General features: G+C 74.8%; 18 protein-coding genes and 1 riboswitch. Of the genes, 6 read left to right on the top strand and 12 right to left on the bottom strand.

The features are described from left to right. The first annotated feature begins 39 nt into the window (after positions 1-39). Positions 40-1,134, top strand: coding sequence for an amidohydrolase family protein (locus tag AB0K65_RS24250; protein ID WP_365719856.1), 1,095 nt, complete (start codon positions 40-42; stop codon positions 1,132-1,134). Here the strand turns inward: AB0K65_RS24250 and AB0K65_RS24255 are convergent. Together AB0K65_RS24255 and AB0K65_RS24260 are read right to left on the bottom strand one after the other, a co-directional pair. Next, the gene (locus AB0K65_RS24255) at positions 1,112-1,876 is read right to left on the bottom strand and encodes a GNAT family N-acetyltransferase (protein ID WP_365719858.1); all 765 of its coding nucleotides are present in this window, start codon (positions 1,874-1,876) and stop codon (positions 1,112-1,114) included. The genes AB0K65_RS24250 and AB0K65_RS24255 overlap by 23 nt on opposite strands. Then, on the bottom strand, positions 1,863-4,085 hold the full coding sequence (locus tag AB0K65_RS24260; RefSeq protein ID WP_365719860.1) for a penicillin acylase family protein: 2,223 nt from the start codon (positions 4,083-4,085) through the stop codon (positions 1,863-1,865). The genes AB0K65_RS24255 and AB0K65_RS24260 overlap by 14 nt, the downstream gene beginning before the upstream one ends. A gap of 78 nt (positions 4,086-4,163) precedes the next feature. Between AB0K65_RS24260 and AB0K65_RS24265 the strand changes: the two genes are divergently transcribed. Then, positions 4,164-4,883, top strand: coding sequence for a siderophore-interacting protein (locus AB0K65_RS24265; protein ID WP_365719862.1), 720 nt, complete (start codon positions 4,164-4,166; stop codon positions 4,881-4,883). A 307-nt stretch (positions 4,884-5,190) separates the two neighbouring features. Then, positions 5,191-6,138, top strand: coding sequence for an SCO1860 family LAETG-anchored protein (locus AB0K65_RS24270; protein ID WP_365719864.1), 948 nt, complete (start codon positions 5,191-5,193; stop codon positions 6,136-6,138). Positions 6,139-6,311: 173 nt separating this feature from the next. Here the strand turns inward: AB0K65_RS24270 and cobC are convergent, their stop codons facing one another. After that, positions 6,312-7,952: an Rv2231c family pyridoxal phosphate-dependent protein CobC gene (gene cobC, locus AB0K65_RS24275; RefSeq protein WP_365719866.1), complete on the bottom strand. Its 1,641-nt coding sequence runs from the start codon at positions 7,950-7,952 to the stop codon at positions 6,312-6,314. A 21-nt stretch (positions 7,953-7,973) separates the two neighbouring features. Between cobC and AB0K65_RS24280 the strand changes: the two genes are divergently transcribed. After that, a complete protein-coding gene (locus tag AB0K65_RS24280; protein ID WP_365719868.1) occupies positions 7,974-8,699 on the top strand; it encodes a ZIP family metal transporter in 726 nt (241 codons plus the stop codon). Positions 8,700-8,701: 2 nt separating this feature from the next. On the opposite strand, the gene AB0K65_RS24285 is transcribed toward AB0K65_RS24280, so the two are convergent. The 7 genes from AB0K65_RS24285 to AB0K65_RS24315 all read right to left on the bottom strand — a co-directional run bounded on the left by AB0K65_RS24285 (position 8,702) and on the right by AB0K65_RS24315 (position 17,156). Continuing rightward, entirely contained in the window at positions 8,702-10,108 is a 1,407-nt protein-coding gene (locus AB0K65_RS24285; RefSeq protein ID WP_365719870.1) for a cobyrinate a,c-diamide synthase, read from the bottom strand. Further along, positions 10,102-10,710 (bottom strand): cob(I)yrinic acid a,c-diamide adenosyltransferase, encoded by a 609-nt coding sequence (gene cobO, locus AB0K65_RS24290; RefSeq protein ID WP_365719872.1) that lies wholly within the window; start codon positions 10,708-10,710, stop codon positions 10,102-10,104. Before cobO ends, AB0K65_RS24285 begins: the two co-directional genes overlap by 7 nt. Then, complete coding sequence (locus AB0K65_RS24295) at positions 10,710-12,803, bottom strand: putative cobaltochelatase (RefSeq protein WP_365719874.1); 2,094 nt, start codon at positions 12,801-12,803, stop codon at positions 10,710-10,712. Before AB0K65_RS24295 ends, cobO begins: the two co-directional genes overlap by 1 nt. A 46-nt stretch (positions 12,804-12,849) precedes the next feature. After that, entirely contained in the window at positions 12,850-14,397 is a 1,548-nt protein-coding gene (locus AB0K65_RS24300) for a cobyric acid synthase (RefSeq protein ID WP_365719876.1), read from the bottom strand. Continuing rightward, the gene (locus AB0K65_RS24305) at positions 14,394-15,374 is read right to left on the bottom strand and encodes a cobalamin biosynthesis protein (protein WP_365719878.1); all 981 of its coding nucleotides are present in this window, start codon (positions 15,372-15,374) and stop codon (positions 14,394-14,396) included. The genes AB0K65_RS24300 and AB0K65_RS24305 overlap by 4 nt, the downstream gene beginning before the upstream one ends. A 32-nt stretch (positions 15,375-15,406) precedes the next feature. Next, positions 15,407-15,552: riboswitch (cobalamin riboswitch) on the bottom strand. Positions 15,553-15,660: 108 nt separating this feature from the next. Then, positions 15,661-15,882 (bottom strand): hypothetical protein, encoded by a 222-nt coding sequence (locus AB0K65_RS24310; protein ID WP_365719880.1) that lies wholly within the window; start codon positions 15,880-15,882, stop codon positions 15,661-15,663. 11 nt (positions 15,883-15,893) lie between these two features. Continuing rightward, positions 15,894-17,156 carry an inorganic phosphate transporter gene (locus tag AB0K65_RS24315; RefSeq protein ID WP_365719882.1) on the bottom strand — a complete coding sequence of 421 codons (1,263 nt, stop codon included), beginning with the start codon at positions 17,154-17,156 and terminating at the stop codon, positions 15,894-15,896. 454 nt (positions 17,157-17,610) lie between these two features. Here AB0K65_RS24315 and AB0K65_RS24320 point away from each other — a divergent pair, with 454 nt between their 5' ends. Together AB0K65_RS24320 and AB0K65_RS24325 are read left to right on the top strand one after the other, a co-directional pair. Further along, the gene (locus AB0K65_RS24320) at positions 17,611-18,738 is read left to right on the top strand and encodes a hypothetical protein (RefSeq protein ID WP_365719884.1); all 1,128 of its coding nucleotides are present in this window, start codon (positions 17,611-17,613) and stop codon (positions 18,736-18,738) included. Positions 18,739-19,010: 272 nt separating this feature from the next. Continuing rightward, positions 19,011-20,420 (top strand): hypothetical protein, encoded by a 1,410-nt coding sequence (locus AB0K65_RS24325; protein WP_365719886.1) that lies wholly within the window; start codon positions 19,011-19,013, stop codon positions 20,418-20,420. Between the two features lie 55 nt (positions 20,421-20,475). Here AB0K65_RS24325 and AB0K65_RS24330 read toward each other — a convergent pair whose 3' ends face one another. Continuing rightward, positions 20,476-20,880: a VOC family protein gene (locus tag AB0K65_RS24330; RefSeq protein ID WP_365719888.1), complete on the bottom strand. Its 405-nt coding sequence runs from the start codon at positions 20,878-20,880 to the stop codon at positions 20,476-20,478. A 72-nt stretch (positions 20,881-20,952) separates the two neighbouring features. Beyond that, a complete protein-coding gene (locus AB0K65_RS24335) occupies positions 20,953-21,843 on the bottom strand; it encodes a neutral zinc metallopeptidase (protein WP_365719890.1) in 891 nt (296 codons plus the stop codon). Between the last annotated feature and the right edge of the window lie 95 nt (positions 21,844-21,938).

The raw sequence follows: 21,938 nt of genomic DNA on the forward strand, positions 1-21,938 counted from the left end.
CCGTTCCGGCCGCTCGCACGCCCCTCGTACAGTGCAGGCATGAGCGATCACGTGGTGGTGCATGTGAAGGGGCGGGTGCTCGTCGGCCCGGAGGACGTGCGGGACGAGCTGTGGGCCGTCGACGGACGGATCACCTTCGCGCGGCCCTCGGGGCGGCCGGACGAGACGCTGACCGTGACCGGCTGGGCCCTGCCCGGCCTCGTCGACGCGCACTGCCATGTCGGCCTCGACCGGCACGGCCCCGTCGACGACGCCACGAGCGAGAAGCAGGCCCTCACCGACCGCGACGCGGGCACGCTCCTCATCCGCGACGCCGGTTCGCCCTCCGACACCCGCTGGATCGACGACCGCGACGACCTCCCGAAGATCATCCGCGCCGGCCGCCACATCGCCCGCACCCGCCGCTACATCCGCAACTACGCGCACGAGATCGAACCGGCGGACCTGGTGGAGTACGTCGGCCGGGAGGCCCGGCGCGGTGACGGCTGGGTCAAGCTCGTCGGGGACTGGATCGACCGCGACGCGGGCGACCTGACCGCCTGCTGGCCGCGCCCCGAGGTCGAGGCGGCGATCGCGGAGGCGCACCGGCTCGGGGCGCGGGTGACCGCGCACTGCTTCGCGGAGGAGTCGCTGCGGGACCTGGTGGAGGCGGGCATCGACTGCGTCGAGCACGCCACCGGCCTCACCGAGGAGACCATCCCGCTCTTCGCCGAGCGGGGTGTCGCGATCGTCCCGACGCTCGTCAACATCGCCACCTTCCCGCGGCTGGCCGACGGTGGCGAGGAGAAGTTCCCGCGCTGGTCGGCGCACATGCGGCGGCTGTACGAGCGCCGCTACGACACCGTCCGCTCGGCGTACGACGCGGGCGTCCCGGTCTTCGTCGGCACGGACGCGGGCGGCTCCCTGGCCCACGGCCTCGTCGCGGCCGAGGTCGAGGAGCTCGTCAAGGCGGGCATCCCGCCGATCGAGGCCCTCTCGGCGACCGCCTGGGGAGCCCGGTCCTGGCTGGGGCGCCCCTCGCTGGAGGAGGGGGCCCCGGCCGACCTGGTGGTCTACGACGACGACCCGCGCGCGGACGTCCGCGTCCTGGCGGCGCCGCGACGGGTGATCGTCAACGGACGGGTGATCGGCTGACACCGGGCCGGACCGGCGGGACGGGCCGGCGACGCCCGGAGTCGTCGGCGCCGGATGCCGGACCGGTCGCGGCCGGAGGGACCGGGGCCGACCGGCGGCTCCGGCCGGTCCTGGCCGGTTCGGCCGCGCTCTTGTCGGTCACGATCCGGCGCGGTTCCCCCGCACCCGCCGGCTGGCGGCGGGAGAAGAACGCGAGGCGCGCCCTCTTCTCCGGCAGGAAGACCTCGGGGAGGTCCACCTCCGGCAGCACGACCTCCGGTCCCAGTTCGAAGCCGGACCGCACCAGCCGGGCGATGGCCTTCTCGTTGGCCGCGTCGGGCTCGGCGACCACGCGGACGTGACGGGCCAGCGTGAAGGCGGTCAGGGCGGTGAGCAACCCGGCCGAGAAACCCCGCTCAGGGGTCGCGCTCGGCGCGATCAGCAGGTGGACGCCGACGTCCCCGGGCAGCACGTCGTAGCACTCGCCGACCCGGTCCGCCGCGGGGTCGTACGTCTGGAACAGGGCGACCGGCACGCCGTCCCGCCGGACCAGGAAGCCGTGGTGCGTGGTCAGGGAGTCCAGGTGCGCGTAGACCTCCCGCACCTGTTCGACGGTCGTGCCGCCCATCCCCCAGAACCGGGCCCGGTCCTCGTTGACCCAGCCGTGGATGAGGACGGCGTCGCGGTCGGGGTCGACGGGGTCGACGCGGACCGTGCCGAAGCCCTCGACCGTCTGGAGGTGGAGGGGGTCAGTGGTCGTCACGGGGGTGCTCCTTGGTGAGGTGGTGCCAGTCGGTGGTGACGGGGGCGAGCTCGCCCCGCAGCCACAGCGGGAGTTGGTCACGGTGGTGGGGGTCGCCCGCGACGCCGGAGGCGCCGAACGGCACCACCCAGAGGCTGTCGGCCCGGTCGGCGAGGTCCCAGACGTAGCGGGCGGCCGAGGCGCGGGCGCTGCGGTCGGTGTAGCCGGGCACGCTGGACGTGGACAGCACGCAGTCGTGGTCCCCGCCGAGACCGGGCCACTGGGCGTCGTCCGGGTCCGGCAGGGCCTGCCAGGGCGCGAGCCGGTGGGTCGCGCCCCAGGCCGCCGGCTCCGGTCCCTCGGCGACCTCTTCGAGCGCCTCCCGGACGCTCGCCGCGATGTCCTCGGCCGGCACGGGTCCGGAGACGAGCAGGGTCTCCAGGGCGAAGGCCACCCGGGGCCCGAGCGCCAGCCACGGCTGGAACAGGGCGGGGTACGGCGCGGGTTCGCGCAGCGGCGCGAAGACGGGGTGCGCGGCCACCCGCCGCACGACGGCACCCCGCACCGCGGCGTACAACGCGGCGTCGGTGCTCCCGGCCTCCATCCGCCGGTCCCAGGCGAGCAACCGCGCCCGTACGGCGGCGGCTGCGGGGGAGAGCGGGGTGGAGCCGGTCGCGCCGGCCGCCGCGGGAGCCTCGTCGCGGGGCGCCCCCTCGGCCGGGGCGACGGTGCCCGGTGCCGTCTCGGCGGGGACACGCGTCCGCGGCTCGGCGCCCGTGGCGCGGATCGCCGCCAGGAGGGGGGCCGCGGAGGGGTTGTCGGTGTCGGTGTGGACGGACGTCATGGCCCGCGGAGTCCAGGCCCGCGACTCCGCGAGCAGCGCGTCGATGCGGGCGGCCCGGTGCGGGGGCGCGAACTCGACGCCGAGGGGGGCGGCCAGGGCCCGGGCGTTGGCCATGACCGCGTGCCCGTCGCGGTCGACGTCGGCGCGCGGCGTCGGCGCCGAGGCGTCCTCCCGCCAGGCGTGTGCGGCATCCCAGGCGGGCACCACCCGCAGCCCGTTGGCGCGGTGGCGGACCGGCACCCGGCCGGCCACCCGGTGCAGCAGGCCGCCGGACGTGTCGGCGGCCTGGACGACGTTGACCGGCTCGCACCATCCGTCGACGGCCCGGTCCACGTCCGCGACGGTCCGCGCGGCGAGCAGCTCGGGCAGGACACCGAAGCCCAGCTCACCGGTCACCCGCGGCGGGTAGCGCAGACTGATCGCCTCCCAGGAGCCGTCGGCGTCCGGGTCCGTGGCGGAGCCCCCGCCCGCGTCGGCGATGATCACCGGCCCCCGTGCCGTCTCGACCACCTCGACCTCGACCGGCGGGCCGTCCGCGACCTCGACCGTCTCGGTGTGCACCGACGCGCGCTGCCAGCCGTCGGGGCCGAGGGCCTCCACCCCGCCGTCGTCCGTCCGGCGCAGGCGCTCCCGGTACAGGTCGTGGTAGTCGGCCATGGCGTTGGTGATCGCCCACGCCACGCCGCCCGTGTGGCCGAAGTGGGCGAGCCCCGGCACGCCCGGCACGGCGAAGCCCACGACGTCGTACTCCGGGCACGCGAGGCGGATCTGCTGGTAGACCCCGGGGGCCTCGATGAAGCGGTGCGGATCGCCCGCCACGATCGGCGACCCGCTCGCGGTGCGGCCACCGGAGACGACCCAGCCGTTGGAGCCCGCGGTCGCGGGGCCGTCCGTGTTGAACAGCTCCGTCCACTCCTCGCCGAGCCGTCGGGCGACCTCCTCCCGCCACAGCTTCGCCGGGAACCCCGCGAACAGGATGTGCGTGCTCAGCCACACCGCCAGCGGCGTCCACGGCTCCCAGCGTCCGGGGGCGAGCCCCGTCGCGGCGAACTCCGGCGCCCGCCGCGCGCCGTCCGCGAGGCCCTCGTTGACGCCGTCCGCGTACGCCCGTACCCACCCCGCCGTCCCGGCGTCGAGCCGGTCGAGCCGCTCGAAGCAGCGCTGTGCGGTGTCGGCGAGGCGTGCCTGCCGCGCGAAGGAGTCCCACACCAGCTCGTCGGCCCCGAGGAACGCCGCCGTGGTGCCGAGTGCCCGGTGCCGCTCGACCTCCAGCTGCCAGGCGCGGTCCCGGGCCGTCACAAGACCCTGCGCGTGGGCGAGTTCGTTCGGATCGGCGGCGCGCAGATGCGGAATGCCCCATGCGTCCCGATAGACCTCGATGCTCACAGCGACTCCGCTCCGATCCGGCATTTCTTAGGTTAGGCTGACCTAAATTACTACAGGACTTCAGGGGAGGAGACCGCGGTGGGGCATGGCTGGGAGGGCGTCGTCCTCAAATTGATGCGCGGCAAGGACTTCACGTTCACCGTGACCGGAGCCGAGCAGGTCACCGAGCACTACCGCCGGGTGCACCTCACGGACGGCGGACTGCTCGCCGCCGCCGGAGTGCACCCGACGATGTGGGTGCGGCTCTGGTTCGAGGACGGCGGCAAACCGCACCAGCGTGCCTACACCCTCGTCGACCCGGACCCCGCGTCCGGCACGTTCAGCCTGGAGTTCGCCCTCCACGACGGCGCCGCGAGCCGCTGGGCCCGCACCTGCGCCCCCGGCGACACCATCGAGGCCACCCTCCAGGGCACCGGCTTCACCGCCCCCGAGCCGCGTCCGGAGCGTCTCCTCGTCATCGGCGACGCCGCCTCGCTGCCGGCCGTCAACTCCCTGCTCGACGCGGTCCCCGGTGTTCCCGCCACCCTCTGGTTCGAGACCGCGCACGACTCCGACGAGGACCTTCCGATCCGGCTCGACCCGGACCTGCACGAGGTGCGCCGGGTCCCGCGCGAGCGCGGGGGAGCGGCGCTCGTCGAGCGCGTCAAGGCCGAGCTGCCCGCGCTGACCGGGAGCGACCCCTACGTGTGGATCGCCTGCGACACGGCCACGACCCGCACGCTGGGTACGTACGTGCGCAAGGAGCTGGCGCTCCCCAAGGAGCGCGTGCACTCCCTCGGCTACTGGCGCGCCGCCTGACGGCTCCCGGCGGGGCGCCGGGTTGACAGGCCGTTACCTCCTGCCGTCGGCCCTCGTTGGAAGGCCTCCCCCGTGCGTCGTGCGCCCTCGGTGCGTGCGACGCGCGGGGCGCGAGGGAACGCGTGTGCCGAAAGAATCGAAAGCGAAAGCGGAAACCCCCCTTTGGAGTGAACTGACGCCAGGTGTCCGCCGGTTCACTCTCCGTGCGTAAAGATTCCGGTGTCTCGAGTCGTCGACTCCGCGCCGGCCACATGTCCCCGTGGTGAGCGGCCGGCGACGCCATGTCTCCTGTGGGGGTTCCACCACCTTGAACAGCAACACCTTCCGCCTGCCCGTACGCCGCACCGCCGCCGCCGCGACCGCCGCCGCGCTGGCCGTCGGCCCCGTGGTCCTCGCGGCCCCCGCCGCCCACGCCACGGGCGGGGAAGGACGCGCCACCGCCGCCGTCCTGCGGACCGGCCTCGACGTCTCCCTGCTCAACAAGGCCGTGCACGTGCCGCTCCGGGCCTCCCTCAACGAGGTCCAGGCGCCGGCGAGCGCGGACCGTACGGCGCTCACCGTGACGCTGGAGGGCGTCGAGAAGGGCAAGCCGGTCGACGTCCTGCGCGCCGACGTGGCCACCGCCAAGGCGACCGTGGAGGGGAAGCGCGCCGAGGGTTACGTCAACCTCGCCAAGGCCCGCGTGCACGTCCCCGGCCTTCCGGCCCTCTCGCTGATCGAGGTCGAGAAGGTCACCTCCAAGGCCGTCTGCGAGGCGGGCAGGAAGCCCGTCGCCGAGTCCAACGTGCTCGGGCACGTGACGGTCCTCGGCAAGAAGACCACGCTCACCAGCGGCGGACGCACGAAGGTCACCGTCCCCGGCATCGGCGAGGTGACCCTCGACCTGTCGAAGACGGCCACGACCTCGCGCACGGCGGCCGCCACCGCCCTGGAGCTGAAGGTCGCCGTGAACCCGCTGAAGCTCAACGTGGCCGAGGTCGACGGCGTGCTGACCCTGGCCGAGGCGACCTGTGAGACCCCGAAGGACACCCGGCCCACGCAGCGGCCGACCGAGCGGCCCGCCCAGGAGCCCTCCGCCGGACCCGCCGACGGCGGTGGCGTGGAGACGCAGAACGGCGGCTCGAACCCGGCCGAACAGAACCTCGCCGAGACCGGCGGCAGCTCGGCCACCCCCTATCTGGCAGGCGGCGCCGCGCTCCTGCTCGGCCTCGGCGGCGCGGGCCTCGTCCTGGCCCGGATCCGCGCCCGGGGCTGACCGGCCGGTCCGCGGCCGGACGACCCGCCGCCCACCTGCCCGAGGGGGGTCTCAGGGGGGACGCACCGGGGGGTGCGGACGGGGCAGCGGGTGAAGGGGGGAGGGGTGGGCGGTGCGACGGCACCACCCACCCCTCCCGCCGTCCTCACGGGCCGCTCCCGCGCTCCGCCCCGCTAGCCCGCCGCGAGCAGCGCCTGGTCGAGCGCCTGCAGGAAACGGTTCGTCGTCGTCCGGTCCCGCACCGCCAGCCGCAGCCAGTTCCGGTCCAGGCCCGGGAAGGTGTCGCCGCGGCGGACCGCGAAGCCCAGGGCGCGCAGCCGCTCCCGCACCGCGTCCGCGCGCTCGATCCGGAGCAGCACGAACGGGCCCTCCGCCGCCGCGACCGCCCGCACCTCGTCGAACTCCGCGAGTCCGGCCAGCAGATGTGCCCGCTCCACCCCGATCCGGTGCGCCGCGTGCTCCGCCTCGGCCAGCGCCAGCCGCGACATGCACGCCTCCGCCGCCACCAGCGCCGGCGTCGACACCGGCCACAACGGCTGCGCCCGCTCCAGGGCGTCGACCGTCTCCGGCTCGGCGAGGACGTAACCGACCCGCAGCCCGGCGAGCCCCCACGTCTTCGTCAGGCTCCGCAGCACCACCAGACCCGGCACGTCCGTCCGCCCCGCCAGCGCCTCCCGCTCGCCCGGCACCGCGTCCATGAACGCCTCGTCCACCACCAGCGTCCGCCCCGGCCGCGCCAACGACGCGATCGTCTCCGCCGGATGGAGCACCGACGTCGGATTCGTCGGGTTCCCGATCACCACCAGGTCGGCGTCCTCCGGGACGGCGGCGGGATCCAGCCGGAAGCCGTCCTTCTCCCGCAGCAGGACCCTGCCCACCTCGTGCCCGGCGTCGCGCAGCGCCGCCTCGGGCTCGGTGAACTGCGGATGCACCACCACCGGCCGCCGCACCGGCAGCGCCCGCGCGAGCAGCACGAACGCCTCCGCCGCACCCGACGTGAGCAGCACCCGCCGGGTCGGCAGGTCGTGCCGCTCGGCGACCGCCGCCCGGGCGGCCCGCCCGTCGGGATAGGCCGCCAGACCCGCCAGGGAGGCCGCGATCCGCTCCCGCAGCCACTCCGGAGGCGTGTGCGTCCGGACATTGACCGCGAGGTCGATCAACTTCTCGTCCCGTACCTCCGCGTCACCGTGATGACGCAGATCATGGGCGTCGGAATGCGTATGCGTATACATGGCCGCCGTGGGGTGGTGAGTGGGGGGAGTGCGGAGCTCGGGGACCGGGTCGAACGCCGCCTTCCCACCGGTGTACCCGTGTCCCCGGGACAACAACCGTGCGCCGGTGGACTCTTCGTTCGCCACAAACGGGAGGGAACGGGCGAGCGCGCACGTAACTCCACGCGATTTCCGCTTCGGAACGAGGAGTTCGGCCCCCGCACCCCCCGGGGCGGCGGTGGCCGCGTCCGCCCCCGCGCCGGACAGCTCCGCCGCTCCCGCCAGCGCCGCCGCCTCCGCCACGGACGCCGTCCCCGTCGCCGCCTCCGCCGCCGACGACGGATGCGGTACGGGTACGGACGCCAGCACCTCGGACCCGAACGCCCGCACCGGCAGCCCCCAGCGCTCCGCCGCGCCCGCGACACCCGGCTCCCCGGCCCGCGCGTCCAGCGTGGCCAGCGCCGCCACGTCGGCGGCCGTCAGCCCCGCCTCCCGCAACACCTGCTCCAGCAGGGCGAGCACCTCGTCCGCCGACGCCCCCGAGCGGGCCCCCACGCCCGCCACGACGGCACCCGCGCGAGCGCGGACGTGCGCGGAGGCCACGCGATCCGATAGCAAGGGCGCATGGCCGTTCTCGTCGCGCTCGGCGCGTTCCTCATGACGCTGTTCGGCGGATGGACGGCCGGGCGCGTCACCGACCGGCGCCACCTGGTCCTCGGCCTCGCCGGCGGACTGATGCTCGGCGTGGTCGGACTCGACCTCCTGCCGGAGGCCCTGGAGGCGGTCGGGACGGAGGTCTTCGGCGTGTCGCAGGCCCTGCTCCTCTTCGTCGGCGGCTTCCTCTTCGCCCACGTGGTGGAACGCCTCCTCGCCGTCCGCCAGGCGGCACACGGGGTCGCCGCCGGTGAACGCGTCCCGCAGGTGGGACTCACCGCGGCCGCCGCCATGGTCGCCCACAGCCTCATGGACGGCGTCGCGCTCGGCGCCGCCTTCCAGGTCGGCGGGGGCATGGGGGCCACCGTCGCGCTCGCCGTCATCACCCACGACTTCGCCGACGGGTTCAACACGTACACGATCACCAGCCTGTACGGGAACGCCCGCCGCAAGGCGGTCCTGATGCTCGTCGCGGACGCGTGCGCACCGATCGTGGGAGCCGCGTCCACCCTGCTGTTCACTCTTCCGGAGGAACTTCTCGGCAGCTACCTCGGCTTCTTCGGCGGAGCCCTGCTCTACCTCGCCGCGGCCGAGATCCTTCCCGAGGCCCACCACGACCACCCCGCCCTCTCCACCCTGCTCTGCACGGTGGGGGGCGTGGCCTTCATCTGGCTCGTGGTGGGCGTCTCCGGCTGATCTCACGCCACGGGACCGTTCGCGCAGTGCTCGACGAACCGTGCGGCCGCTCCGGGCGCACCGGCCCAGTGGGTGTGCACATAGCTCGCGTGCACGCCCCGCTGCACGAAGCCCTCCACCCGCCGCTCCGGCTGCCGCAGCCCCCAGGCCGCCCGGGCGCCCGCGCCCGGCTCGATCACGGTCCGGTGGAACTCGTGCCCGCGCATCCGCGCCCCGGTCGCGGCCAGCGGACTGTCGCTCACGGCCACGGCGTCGCGGTAGCCCAGCGTCAGCCGCTCCGACATCCGCGCGTCCGCGTCGAGCACCCCGCACATCGGCGTCCCGTCGAGCGACCGGGCGAGGTACAGCAGACCCGCGCACTCCGCGGCGACGGGCGCACCGGAGCGCGCCAGCTCGGCGACGGCCTTGCGCAGCGGCTCGTTGGCGGACAGCTCGGAGCCGTACATCTCGGGGAACCCGCCCCCGATCACGAGCCCCGAGGTGCCCTCGGGCAGCGCCTCGTCCCGCAGCGGGTCGAAGGTGACGACCTCCGCCCCGGCCGCCCGCAGGAGTTCGGCGTGCTCGGCGTACGAGAACGTGAACGCGGCGCCCCCGGCCACCGCGATGACCGGCCTGCGGGCGGCCGGCTGTTCCGCGGGGGCGGAACGGGTGGGCACGGTCCGCTCACCGGCGGACGGACGCCCTGCGACGGAGGGATCCCACCCTGCGGCGTACAGTTCGGGGGCGCTGCGCGCGAGAGCCAGCAACCCGTCGAGGTCGCACCCGGCACGTACCTGCTCGGCCTGCGCCGCCACCGCGGCCAGCGCGGCGGCCTGCCGTTCGGCCACCGGCACGAGGCCGAGATGCCGCGAGGGAGTCGCCACCGCGGGCGCCCTCCGCAGCACCCCGAGGACCGGGACCCCCGACTCCCCGAGCGCCTCCCGCAGGAGGTGCTCGTGCCGGTCGGTCGCGACCTTGTTCAGGATCACGCCGCCGATCCGCACCTCCGGGTCCCAGGAGGCGAAGCCGTGCACCAGCGCCGCCACCGAACGGGACTGCGAGGAGGCGTCCACGACCAGCACCACCGGCGCCTTGAGCAATTTCGCGACCTGCGCGGTCGACGCCAGCTCCCCCTGGTCGGCGGCCCCGTCGTACAGGCCCATGACGCCCTCGACGACCGCCAGGTCGCAGCCGCGCGACCCGTGCGCGAAGAGCGGCGCGATCAGGCCCGTACCGCACATGTACGCGTCGAGGTTGCGGCCCGGGCGGCCGGTCGCGAGCGCGTGGTAGCCGGGGTCGATGTAGTCGGGGCCGACCTTGTGCGGCGAGACCGCCAGACCACGGCCCGAGAACGCGGCCATCAGACCGGTGGCGACCGTGGTCTTGCCCGCGCCGGAGGACGGCGCGGCGATGACGAGACGTGCTACCACTCGATGCCCCGCTGGCCCTTCTGGCCGGCGTCCATCGGATGCTTCACCTTCGACATGTCGGTGACGAGATCCGCGAAGTCCACCAGCTCCTGCGGGGCGTTGCGGCCGGTGATGACCACGTGCTGCTGCCCGGGACGGTTCCGCAGCACCTCCACCACCTCGGCGGTGTCGATCCAGCCCCAGTGCAGCAGGTAGGCGAACTCGTCGAGGACGTAGAACTTGTACGCCTCGGCGGCGAGGTCGCGCTTGACCTGCTCCCAGCCCTCGCGCGCCTTGTCCTCGTGCGACTGTTCGCCCTCGGCCACCTCGCGCTGGATCCAGGACCAGCCCTCGCCCATCTTGTTCCAGGTGACGGTGCCGCCCTTGCCGGTCTCGCCGAGCGCCTTGAGGGCGTTCTCCTCGCCGACCCGCCACTTGGCGGACTTGACGAACTGGAACACCCCGACCGGCCAGCCCTGGTTCCAGGCGCGCAGCGCCATGCCGAACGCGGCGGTCGATTTCCCCTTGCCGACGCCGGTGTGCACCATCACGAGCGCGCGGTTGCGGCGCTGACGGGTGGTGAGACCGTCGTCGGGCACGACGGTCGGCTGTCCCTGCGGCATTAGGCGGCCCTTCTCGTAGAGCGGTTGACTTGTACGTCTCTGACCAGCCCGGCGATCGAGTCCGCGCGCAGCTCGTCCAGGGTCACGGCGGTTCCGCCCAGTTGTCGGGCGAGATCCCCGGCGAGGCCGAGCCGCACCGGCCCGCTCTCGCAGTCCACGACCACGGCGGCGGTGCCGTCGGCGGCGTGCAGGCGCGCGGCGCGGGCGGCGAGCGCCACCGGGTCGCGGCCGCCGCCGGTCGCCCGGCCGTCGGTCACCACGACGAGCAGGGGGCGGCGCGAGGGATCGCGCAGCCGCTCGACCCGCAGGACGTCGTGGGCCTTCAGGAGCCCGGCCGACAGGGGCGTACGGCCACCTGTCGGAAGCTGTTCGAGCCGGGCCGCGGCCGCGTCCACGGACGAGGTCGGCGGCAGCGCCACCTCGGCGTCCCGGCCGCGGAAGGTGACCAGGCCGACCTTGTCACGGCGCTGGTAGGCGTCGAGGAGGAGGGAGAGCACGGCGCCCTTGACGGCGCTCATCCGCTGCCGGGCCGCCATGGACCCGGAGGCGTCCACGGCGAAGAGCACCAGATTGCCCTCGCGGCCCTCGCGCACGGCCTGCCGCAGGTCGTCCCGCCGCACCACCAGGCCGGGGCCGGAGCGTCCGCGCGCCTTCTGGTGCGGTGCGGCGGCGTGCACGGTCGCGGCCAGGTGCAGCTTGGTGAGGGCGCCCCGGGGGCGTACGGCCCCGGTCGTCCTGCCGTGCTCGGTACGGGCCCGGGAGCGGCGCCCGGCCGCGCCCTCGCCCAGTCCGGGCACGCTGAGCATCTTCGTACGGAACGGTTCGGCGGCTCGGACGGCGGCACGCTGACCGGTGCCACCGCCGGGCGCGGGGGCCGGTCCGTCCTGGGCCGCCGGCTCGGGCTCGGGCGTCGCCTCCGGCTCCGCCTCGCGGGGCGGCTCGGCCGGGCCGGCGCTCTCAGCGGACCCGTCGGGCCCCTCGCCCTGCGGCGGCACCCCGCCTCCGCCTCCGCCCGGCCCGTCGTCGGGACCCTGACCGTCGGGGCCCGGACCCTCGGGATCCGGATCCGGGTCCTCGTCCTCGGCCTTGAACCGCTCCAGCGTCTCGTCCAGCTTGTCCTCGTCCAGGCCGGGCGCGTCGAAGGGGTTGCGCCGCCTGCGGTGGGGGAGGGCGAGCAGCGCGGCCTGCCGTACGTCGTCGGAGGTGACGTCCGTCCGGCCCGCCCACGCGGCGAGCGCCGTCGCCGTGCGGGCCATGACGATGTCGGCGCGCATGCCGTCGACCTCGAACGCCGCGCAGGTGGCGGCGATCCGCAGGAGCGCCGCGTCGCCGAGCACCACCCGGGGCAGCAGGGCCCGCGCGGCCGTGATCCGGTCCCGCAGCGCGCTCTCCTCGCCCTCCCAGCGGGCGGCGAAGGCGGCGGGGTCGTCGTCGAACGCCAGCCTGCGGCGCACCACCTCGACCCGCTGCTCGGGTTCCCGGGAAGCCGCCACCTCCACGGTCAGACCGAAGCGGTCCAGCAGCTGCGGCCGCAGCTCGCCCTCTTCGGGGTTCATCGTGCCGACGAGCAGGAAGCGGGCCGCGTGCCGCACGGAGACGCCTTCGCGCTCGACGTAGGAGGAGCCCATGGCGGCGGCGTCGAGGAGCAGGTCGATCAGGTGGTCGTGGAGGAGGTTGACCTCGTCGACGTAGAGGATCCCGCGGTGCGCGTCCGCGAGGAGCCCCGGCTCGAAGGCCTTCACGCCTTCGGCGAGGGCCCGTTCGATGTCCAGCGCGCCCACCAGCCGGTCCTCGGAGGCGCCGACGGGCAGTTCGACCATCCGCGCGGGCCGCGCGGCGGCCGGGGCGTCATCGTGCGGCCCGTCGGGGCAGCCGGGGTCGGGAGAGGCCGGGTCGCAGCTGAAGCGGCAGCCCGCGACGACCGGCACCTCAGGCAGCAGGTCTGCCAGCGCACGGACGGCCGTGCTCTTGGCGGTGCCCTTCTCGCCGCGTACGAGGACACCGCCCACCGCCGGGCTGACGGCGTTCAGCAGCAACGCCAGCCGCAGGTCGTCCATGCCGACGACGGCGGTGAACGGATACCGGGTGCTCATCGGGCGGTCACTCCTTCAACTCGTGGGGGTCGGGCGGGGCGGGGCGTCACGGTGCGCCCGGAGGGATGAACGGCAGCCCGGCCGGCGGGCCGTTCTCGATGAGCCGCAGCAGCGCGTCCGTGTCCGCGTGCTCCTCGATCAGGTCGCCGAGGCGGTCCAGCTGCTCCTCGCGCAGGGTTCCGAAGCTCGTGTCCGGCGCCGGTACGAAACGGCGCCCGGCCGCCGCCGCGACCTCTCGCAGGAACGCCCGGCGGAAGCCGTCGCTCTCCAGCGAGCCGTGCCAGTGGGTGCCCCAGACGGAGCCGACCCGGCAGCCGTCCAGAAACGGTTCGCCGCCGTCCACCCGGGCGATGCCGTGGTGGATCTCGTATCCCTCCACCCGCTCGCCCAGCGCCTCCCCGACCGGCCGGGCCAGGGTCTTCTCGGGCGCGAAGCGGACGTGGACGGGCAGCAGCCCGAGCCCGTCCACGGCGCCCGCCTTCGACTCGACGTCGTCCTCGATGCGGACGCCGAGGACCTGGAAGCCGCCGCAGATGCCGAGCACCGGCCGGCCCTCCGCCGCGCGCCGGGCCAGCGCGTCGGCGAGGCCGCGTTCCCGCAGCCAGGCCAGCGCCTTCACGGTCCCGCGCGTGCCCGGCACGACCACCAGGTCCGCGTCGACGAGCTCCTCGGCCCGGTCCACGAACCGCACGACCACGCCCGGTTCGGCCGCCAGCGCGTCCACATCGGTGAAGTTGGACATCAGCGGCACGGCGCAGACCGCGACCCGCAGCACGTCCTCGCCGAGCGGCGGCGCCACGACGGACTCGCGCACCGCGCCCCGCAGGGAGACCCGCAGTCCGTCCTCCTCGTCGATGCCGAGGCCGTGGGCGTAGGGCAGGACGCCGTACGTCCGCCGCCCCGTGAGGCCGAGCAGCATGTCGAGCCCGGGTTCGAGCAGCGAGACGTCCCCCCGGAACTTGTTCACGAGATAGCCCGCGATCAGCTCCTGGTCCTCGGGCGCCAGGAGCGCCGTGGTCCCGAAGAACTGGGCGAACACCCCGCCCCGGTCGATGTCGCCGACCACGAGCACCGGCAGCCGCGCGGCCCGCGCGATGCCCATGTTCACGATGTCCGTGCGCCGCAGGTTGATCTCGGCCGGACTGCCCGCCCCCTCGCAGATCACGGCGTCATACGTGCTCCGCAGCTCCTCCAGGCACGCGAGGACCGGCTCGAAGAGTTCCTGCCGCCGTCCTCCGTGCAGCAGCTTCCCGGGGGACGACCCGCCGGGCCCTCCGAAGAATCCCCGGGCGCTCAGCTCGCCCACCGGCCTGCCCATCAGCACGACCTGGCTGGAGCGGTCGCTGCCCGGCTTGAGCAGCACCGGGTTCATCAGGGCGGTCGGCTCCACCCGCGCGGCCTGCGCCTGCATGGCCTGCGCCCGGCCGATCTCCGCGCCCTGTCTGGTCACGAAGGAGTTCAGGGACATGTTCTGCCCCTTGAACGGCGCGACCTTCACCCCCTTGCGCACCAGCCAGCGGCAGATCCCCGCCGTGACGACGCTCTTGCCCGCGTCGGACGTGGTCCCGGCGACCAGCAGCCCCCCGCCTGTCATGCGTTCCTCCGCTTCATCGCGCCCGCCAGGGCCCGTCCGGTCGCACAGACCGCCAGCGTCAGCCAGGTCACCCGGCGCGACAGCCGTACGGCACGCTCGATGTCCGCCACGTCCACGTCCCGGCCCTCCGCGTTGAGCACCGGCCGGTGTTCCACCCGGCCGCCGTACGACAGCGTCCCTCCCAGCCGCACGCCGAGCGCTCCGGCGAAGGCGGCCTCGACGGGGCCGGCGTTGGGGCTCGGATGCGCGGCCGCGTCGGCGCGCCAGGCCCGCAGCGCCCCGCGGGGATCGCCGCCCGCGGCCGCGGCGAGCACGGCCGTCAGCCGCGCTCCCGGCCAGCCGGCGAGGTCGTCGAGCCGGGCCGAGGCCCAGCCGAAGCGGCGGTAGGCGGGGGACTTGTGGCCGACCATGGCGTCCAGGGTGTTCACGGCCCGGAAGCCGACGAGCCCCGGGACACCGGCCACGGCGCCCCACACCAGGGCGCCGACGACCGCGTCGGAGGTGTTCTCGGCGACGGACTCCACGACCGCGCGGGCCATCGCGGGACCGTCCAGGGCCTGCGGATCGCGGCCGCACAGATGCGGCAGCCGCTCGCGGGCCACGTCCAGGTCTCCGGCGGCCAGCGCCCCGCCGACGGCCCGGGCCTCCCGGCCCAGGGTCGTGCCCCCGACGACGGCCCACACGGCGGCGGCGGTCAGGGCGGCGGACGCGGCGGGCCGGTTCCGTACGGTACGGGCGGCGAGGGCGCCCAGGGCGGCCGTGCCGCCCACGCAGACGGCGGTGTGCAGCGCGCCCCACCCGCGGTGGTCGCGCCGCAGGAGGCTCTCGACGGCTCCGGCGGTCCTGCCGAACGCGGCGACGGGATGGCCGCGGCGCGGATCGCCGAGGAGCAGGTCCACGGCCAGTCCGGCGGAGGCGCCGTACGCGAAGACGTCCGTGGACGCGAATACACCGGTGGCTGCTCTGCGGCCAGGCATGGCGCTGTGTCCTCACTCAGGGTCCGCGCCCTGGCTCGACGTGACCGGCGGTGAGAGTTCCTGGCTCCCGGGGATCAGCTCCCCGGTCACAGTGGCGGGACCGCGCCGGATTCGCACCGGACTTCCTCTTCTGCCGCCGTAAATGGCCCCGGAAGTCCACCACGCGGCGCGAACAGCCGTCAACTCACCCTTGACCTGCGGCGGGAGAGTGTGCGAAGCCCCACAACGACGTCCGGGCGGGCCGCACCTTTCGGTGCGACCCGCCCGGCGGTGGTGTCGTGACGCGTCAGACGACGATCAGGTAGATGCCGTACGCGACGGCCGCCGCGCAGAGTGCGAAGCAGGCGTACGCGCCGGTGCGGGCCAGGGTGGCGGAGCCTCCCCGGGCGGCGGCCTGCTCCTGCTTGGAGAGGCCGACGATGCCGAGGGTGAACAGGCCCACGAGGGCGACGGTCGCCACGAGGCTGACTCCGAAGACGGAGCCGAGAGCTGCCCAGTCGATCTTCATGTGGTTCGTCCTTACACCGCGGCGGCGGGGGCCGCGGGGGCTGCCGGGTCCGTGGGGGCCGGCGAGGGGATGGTGGTCTTGAGGTCCTCGTCCGCGACGGCGGCGACGGAACCGGCCGGCGGCGGGGTGACGGCCGCGATGGCGGTGGTCACGACGCCCGCGGGCTCGTCGGTGTCGTCGTCGGTGACGTTGTGGTGGTCGACCGGCTTGCGGCGCGAGAGCGCCCAGATGACTCCGGAGCCGGCGATCAGCAGGACGGCGACGGCGACGATGCCCCAGGTGCCCTGCTGGGTGAGGAACTCGGCGCCGGCGGCGACCAGGCCCGCCGCGGGAAGGGTCAGGCCCCAGGCGACGAACATCCGGGTGGCGGTCGACCAGCGGACCACGCCGCCCTTGCGGCCGAGGCCCGCGCCCATCACGGCACCCGAGCAGGACTGGGTGGTGGAGAGCGAGAAGCCCAGGTTCGAGGAGGCCAGGATGACCGTGGCGGCGCTGGTCTGGGCGGCGAAGCCCTGCTGCGGCCGCAGGTCGGTGAGGCCCTTGCCCATGGTGCGGATGATGCGCCAGCCGCCGAGGTAGGTGCCGAGAGCGATGGCGACACCGGCGGAGACGACGACCCACATGGGAGGGTTGGAGCCCGGGACGAGGACGCCGCCGGTGACCAGCGCCAGGGTGATGACACCCATCGTCTTCTGCGCGTCGTTGGTGCCGTGGGCGAGGGAGACGAGACCGGCGGAGGCGATCTGGCCGGCGCGGTAGCCCTTGGCCGTGTGCTTCTCGTCGGTCCTGGCGCCGATGCGGTACGTCAGGCGGGTGGCCACCATCGCGGCGAGGCCGGCGACGAGCGGCGCGGCGATCGCGGGGATGAGGACCTTGGTGACGATGGTCGAGCCGTTCACGGCCGACCAGCCGGCCGACATCACGGCCGCGCCGATGAGTCCGCCGAAGAGGGCGTGGGAGGAGCTGGACGGCAGGCCGAGCAGCCAGGTCAGCAGATTCCAGAGGATGGCGCCGACGAGCGCCGCGAAGATCACTTCGGTACGAATGCCCTGTTCGTTGATGATCCCGCCGGAGATCGTCTTGGCGACCTCCACGGACAGGAACGCGCCGACCAGGTTGAGCACGGCGGACATGGCCACCGCCGTCTTGGGCTTGAGGGCACCGGTCGAGATGGTCGTCGCCATCGCGTTGGCGGTGTCGTGGAAACCGTTCGTGAAATCGAACACGAGAGCTGTCACGACCACAATCGCGAGCAGCAGCGTGATGTGTTCCATTTACCCAGGCAATCGTTTGACGTCAGTGGCTCGTCGAACGTAAGCAACCTGGGTGAACGGAAGATGAACTGGGCCGGGCGGTGTGGTGACCCGATCCGGTGTCGGCGCATTCCGCTTACGGTCCCGGAGGCGGTTTCCGTCCACGATGCGGTCACCGCGCAACCCCGGGTAATCCGGGCCGTACCGGGGCACACGCGACTTCCCTCCTTTCCGCTCCGCACGCCCCGTGTCAGCCCGTGGACCGCGCGTGCACCGGTTCAACCGCACGAGGGACCCGCCGGAGTGACCCATGTCACTCTCCCGTGGCCGTTCGCGCGTCCCCTGGGACAACGCGCCGGTCGCACGCGGTCCCCGAGGGGCGACCCGCCGCCAGGGCGCCTCCCGCGCGGCGTCGCGCCCGGCCCGCCGTGCTTCCCGGGTGGCAGTCCGCCGCCCGCGTACCGACACTGGGACGGTGCGCCCGGCTACAGCGACGGCAGCGGCCGTCACCACTCTGATCGGTGTCGGCGCGGCCGCGGTGGCGGTCGGCCGTTACGCGGGCGACGCCGCCCTCAAGGCGGCGTCCGGGCGGCCCATGCCCGGAGACCCACGCCTCACCGTGCACGCCACCGGCCCCGGCACGGTCACCCTGACCCGCAGCCTCGCCTCCCTGCGTCCCGGGACGTACGGCATCGAGGGTCCCGACTTCCACGGCTTCGTCGGCCCCGTCCTCGACCGCGTCCCGCACACCGCCGACACCGTCGTGCGGCGTCTGGAGCGCGTCGAGCTCGGCACCCTCGAACCCGGCGCCCGCGTCCGGCTCACCCCCGAGCTGCACTCCGGCACCCCCCGCACCGCCGTCGGCGTCGTCTACGAGGACGTCGAGATCCCCGGCGAGCTGGGCAGCCTGCCCGGCTGGCTGATCCCCGGCCCCCGCCCCACCTGGGTCATCGCCGTGCACGGCCTCGGAACCAGCCGCCGGCACCCCCTCAACCTCGTCCCCTTCCTCACCCGCCGGCAGATCCCCGTCCTGTGCGTCGCCCACCGCGGCGACGAGGGCGCGCCGGCCTCCCCGGACGGGCTCGCCCACCTCGGCGACTCCGCGTGGCGGGACGTCGACGCGGCCATCCGCTACGCCGTCCGCCGGGGCGCCGTGGACGTCGTGCTGCACGGCTGGGGGACCGGCGCCACCATGGCCCTGCGGGCCGCCGCCGACTCGGGCGTACGGGACAGCGTCCGCGGCCTCGTGCTCGACTCCCCGGTCCTCGACCCGCAGGCCACGCTGCGCCACCTCGCCGCGGCCCGCCGGGTTCCCCGGCCACTGCTGCCGTTCGCCGTCCACGCGGCCCAGAGCAGGTCGGGGCGGCGCGGCGACCGGCTGCCGGACCCCCCGGACCCGGCCGGCCTCCGCGTGCCGACCCTGGTCTTCCACGGCCCCGACGACACCCTCGCCCCCTGGGAAGCCTCCCTCGAACTGGCCGCGCGCCGCCCCGAACTGGTCACCCTTCAGCCGGTCCACCAGGCGCCCCACGCCGCCATGTGGAACGCCGACCCGGTCCGCTACGAGGAGACCCTGCGGCGCTTCCTCACCCCGCTGCTCTAGGGGGCGACGCAAGGCGTGTCCTGCCGGGGTCGCCGATCCGGCCCGCTCGGCAGGACGCCCCCAGGGCGTGTCCCGGGAGTCCCGCCCCGGCCCGCCCGCCGGGCTCGGCCTTCCGGTGGGTGCCCGTACATTCCGGACACGCTCCGGGGCGTGCCCGGCCGCGCCCCGCGTCGCCGCGCCGCCACGTCTGACGATGATCCGCATTCCGATTGGGCTTTCGGGCCGTCAGCGGGAAGACTGCCCTCGTGACGTCTCGAAAGCCTGATGAGCAAATGGCGCGCAACTCCAGACTCCGACTCGTCCGTCCGCGGGCACTGGCCACCGCCCGACGGGCCGTGACGACGCGGCGCACCCGGCCGGCGCCGAGGCCGCCCGAGGGCACTCCGCCCCGCGCGGAACTGGCCCGCCAGGCGCGGACCGTCCTGGCCGACGCCGTACGGATCGCCCGCTGGGCCGCCGTCGACCGCGAGGCCGACTACACCCCTCCGGCCGGCCTCGAGGCCCGCTCCGCGCAGGAACGCGCCGCGGCGGCCCTCGACCTGACGCCCGGCCAGGTGCGCACCGGCTGGGACCGCGCCCGGCTCGCCGGCCTCGTGGAGCTCCACGGCGCCACCGCGCGCCCCGGCTGGCGGCTGCACGCCTGGGACCGCGACGACTCCGCCGTCCTGCGCGGCTGGGTCGCCCTCTTCGACGCCTGGTCCCTCGTCCACCCCGCCCCCGGGGACGTGCCGCCCAGCGCCGTCGCCGAGGTCGTCGAGGCCGTCCCCCAGGTGCTCTCCCTGCTCCAGCTCTCGGCCGGGCCGGTGCTCGTCCCGGCCCTGCTGGACCTGCTCCGGCAGCGCGTCCAGGAGCTGCGCGAGGAGCGCTGCGAGGTCCCCGCCCAGGGGGCCGCCGCCCCCGCGCCCGGCACCGACGCCTCCGCCGACGGCGGAGCGGCCGACTCCGCGGAGGGCGGCACCGACGGCCTCCCCGCCCTGCTCGACTGGGCCCTGGACGGTCTCGCCGCCGTCGGCGCGCTCACCCTGGGCGACGGCCAGGCCACCCTGACCCCCCTGGGCAACTGGGCGGTCTGGGTCAAGCTGGAACAGATCTGCGTCGCGGCCCAGAGCCCGGCCGGCAACATCGAGCAGTCCGCCGAGGACATGCTCCGCGGCTGCGCCCGCCTCACTCCGGGCCCCGCCCGCGACGAGTACCGCGCCTGGCTCGCCGCGCGCACCCTCTCCAGCGCCGTGACCGAACTCCTGGCCGTGGCCCGCGGTGAGGACGCCCTGCTGCGCGGCCTCGCCTTCGAGGCGCTCCGGGTCGTGGGAGCCCCCGCCGAGGCCGAGGTCCGGGCCGCCGTGCAGGAGGCCTCGCTCCGCCCGTACGCCCTGCTCTGGCTGGCCGAGTACGACGGCGCCGACCCCGACGACGCCCCGGACGTGCTCACCCGCGAGGAGGCCACCTGGCTCTGGGTGGACACCGCCGCGGCCGTCGCCGACCACGGCGAGAGCGCGCTGCTGGTGCGCCATCTCGACTCCGCCGTGCAGGGCACGGTTCCGGCCCTCCTCGACGAGGTCCGGGCGGTCGGCCACCCGCGCACGGTCCAGGTCCTCGTCGCCCTCGCCGCCGCGCACCCCGACCCGGCCCTGGCCAAGGCGGTCCGCCGGGCGGCCTTCCAGGTCCACACCGGGGGATCGTGACCCCGGCCGTGTCCCGAGAGGACGCCGCGGGGCCGCGGGCCCGGCGGGCCGGCCCTCATCCGGCGGCGACACCCGGGGTGTACGTCCCGAAGCTCCAGATGTTGCCCTCGGCGTCCCGGGCCATGTAGTCCCGCGAGCCGTACTCCTGGTCCGTGGGCGGCATCAGGATCTCGACCCCGTGCTGCGCCGCACGCGCGTGGTGTTCGTCCACGTCGTCCACGTGGACGAACACCCCGACCGGGCCGGCGTCGGCCATCAGCTTGTCGAACTCGCTCCCGGTGCCCTTGCTGCCGAGCATCACCATGCCGTTGCCGTACGACAGCTCGGCATGCATGACCTTGCCGTCCTCGCCTTCGTACACCGCGGTGTCGGTGAAGCCGAACGCCTCGGTCAGCAGCTTGATCGCGGCCTTCGCGTCCTGGTACGCCAGCGTCGGACAGATATGGGGTGCCTCAGCCATCCCGATCACTCCTTCTCGTCGGTCCACGTCGGAATGTGACCTGGATCTCAGTCTCGCAGTCGCCGCCGACAATCAGCGGAAGGTGTCGCACCGCGCCATGTCGCCGGTCCTGAAGCCGGTGGAGAACCACTGCTGCCGCTGCGCCGCCGAGCCGTGGGTCCAGCTCTCCGGGGTCACCCGGCCCTGGAACCTCTCCTGGATCCGGTCGTCGCCCACCGCGGCCGCCGCGTCGAGCCCGTCCCGGATGTCCGCTTCCGTCACTCCGGTCAGCAGGGGCCGCCCGGTCTTCTCGTCCGGGGTGGTCGTCGCGTGCCGCGCCCACACGCCGGCGTAGCAGTCCGCCTGCAGTTCGACCCGCACGGCCTGGGAGCCGGCGCCCTGCCGGCCGTCCTGGGCGCCGGCCAGCGTGCCCATCATGTTCTGCACGTGGTGGCCGTACTCGTGCGCCACCACGTACGCCTGGGCGAACGGGCCGCCGCTCGCCCCGAAGGTGGTCCGCAGCTCGTCGAAGAAGCCCAGGTCCAGATAGACCTGCCGGTCGCCGGGACAGTAGAACGGCCCGACCGCCGACGTGGCCGTGCCACAGGCCGTGCCGACGCGGTCGCTGAACACCACCGTGCGCGCGTCCCCGTACCGGCCGCCCCGGCGGGCGTACTCCGCCCGCCAGAAGTCCTGCACGCTGTTGACGACCCCGACGATCCGGCAGTCGTCGCGGGCGTTGGCGTCGGCGCCGGTCCGGCAGCTGCGCTCCACCTCGGCCGCGGACGACGAGGTGGCCACGGGCGCCGGGTCGCCGGAGGTCAGGCCCAGCTGCTCGGGCCCCACGCCGAAGAGCATGCCGAGGATGAGCGCGACGAACGCGACGACACCGCCGCCGACGGTGGCCCGGCCGCCGGGGATGCGGCTGCCGCGGACGTCCCGCACCTCCGAGGTGTCCAGATTGGCGTCGTCGTCGAACTGCACGGGCCACCGCCCTCCGCGTCTCTGCCGCGGCGGGGGCCGCCGCCCTGGGCCCGAGTATCGAGCAGCCCGCAGGGGATCGCCCCTTTTGACCGGCA

It is taken from the genome of Streptomyces sp. NPDC053755 (assembly GCF_040677675.1).
GTDB lineage: Bacteria > Actinomycetota > Actinomycetes > Streptomycetales > Streptomycetaceae > Streptomyces.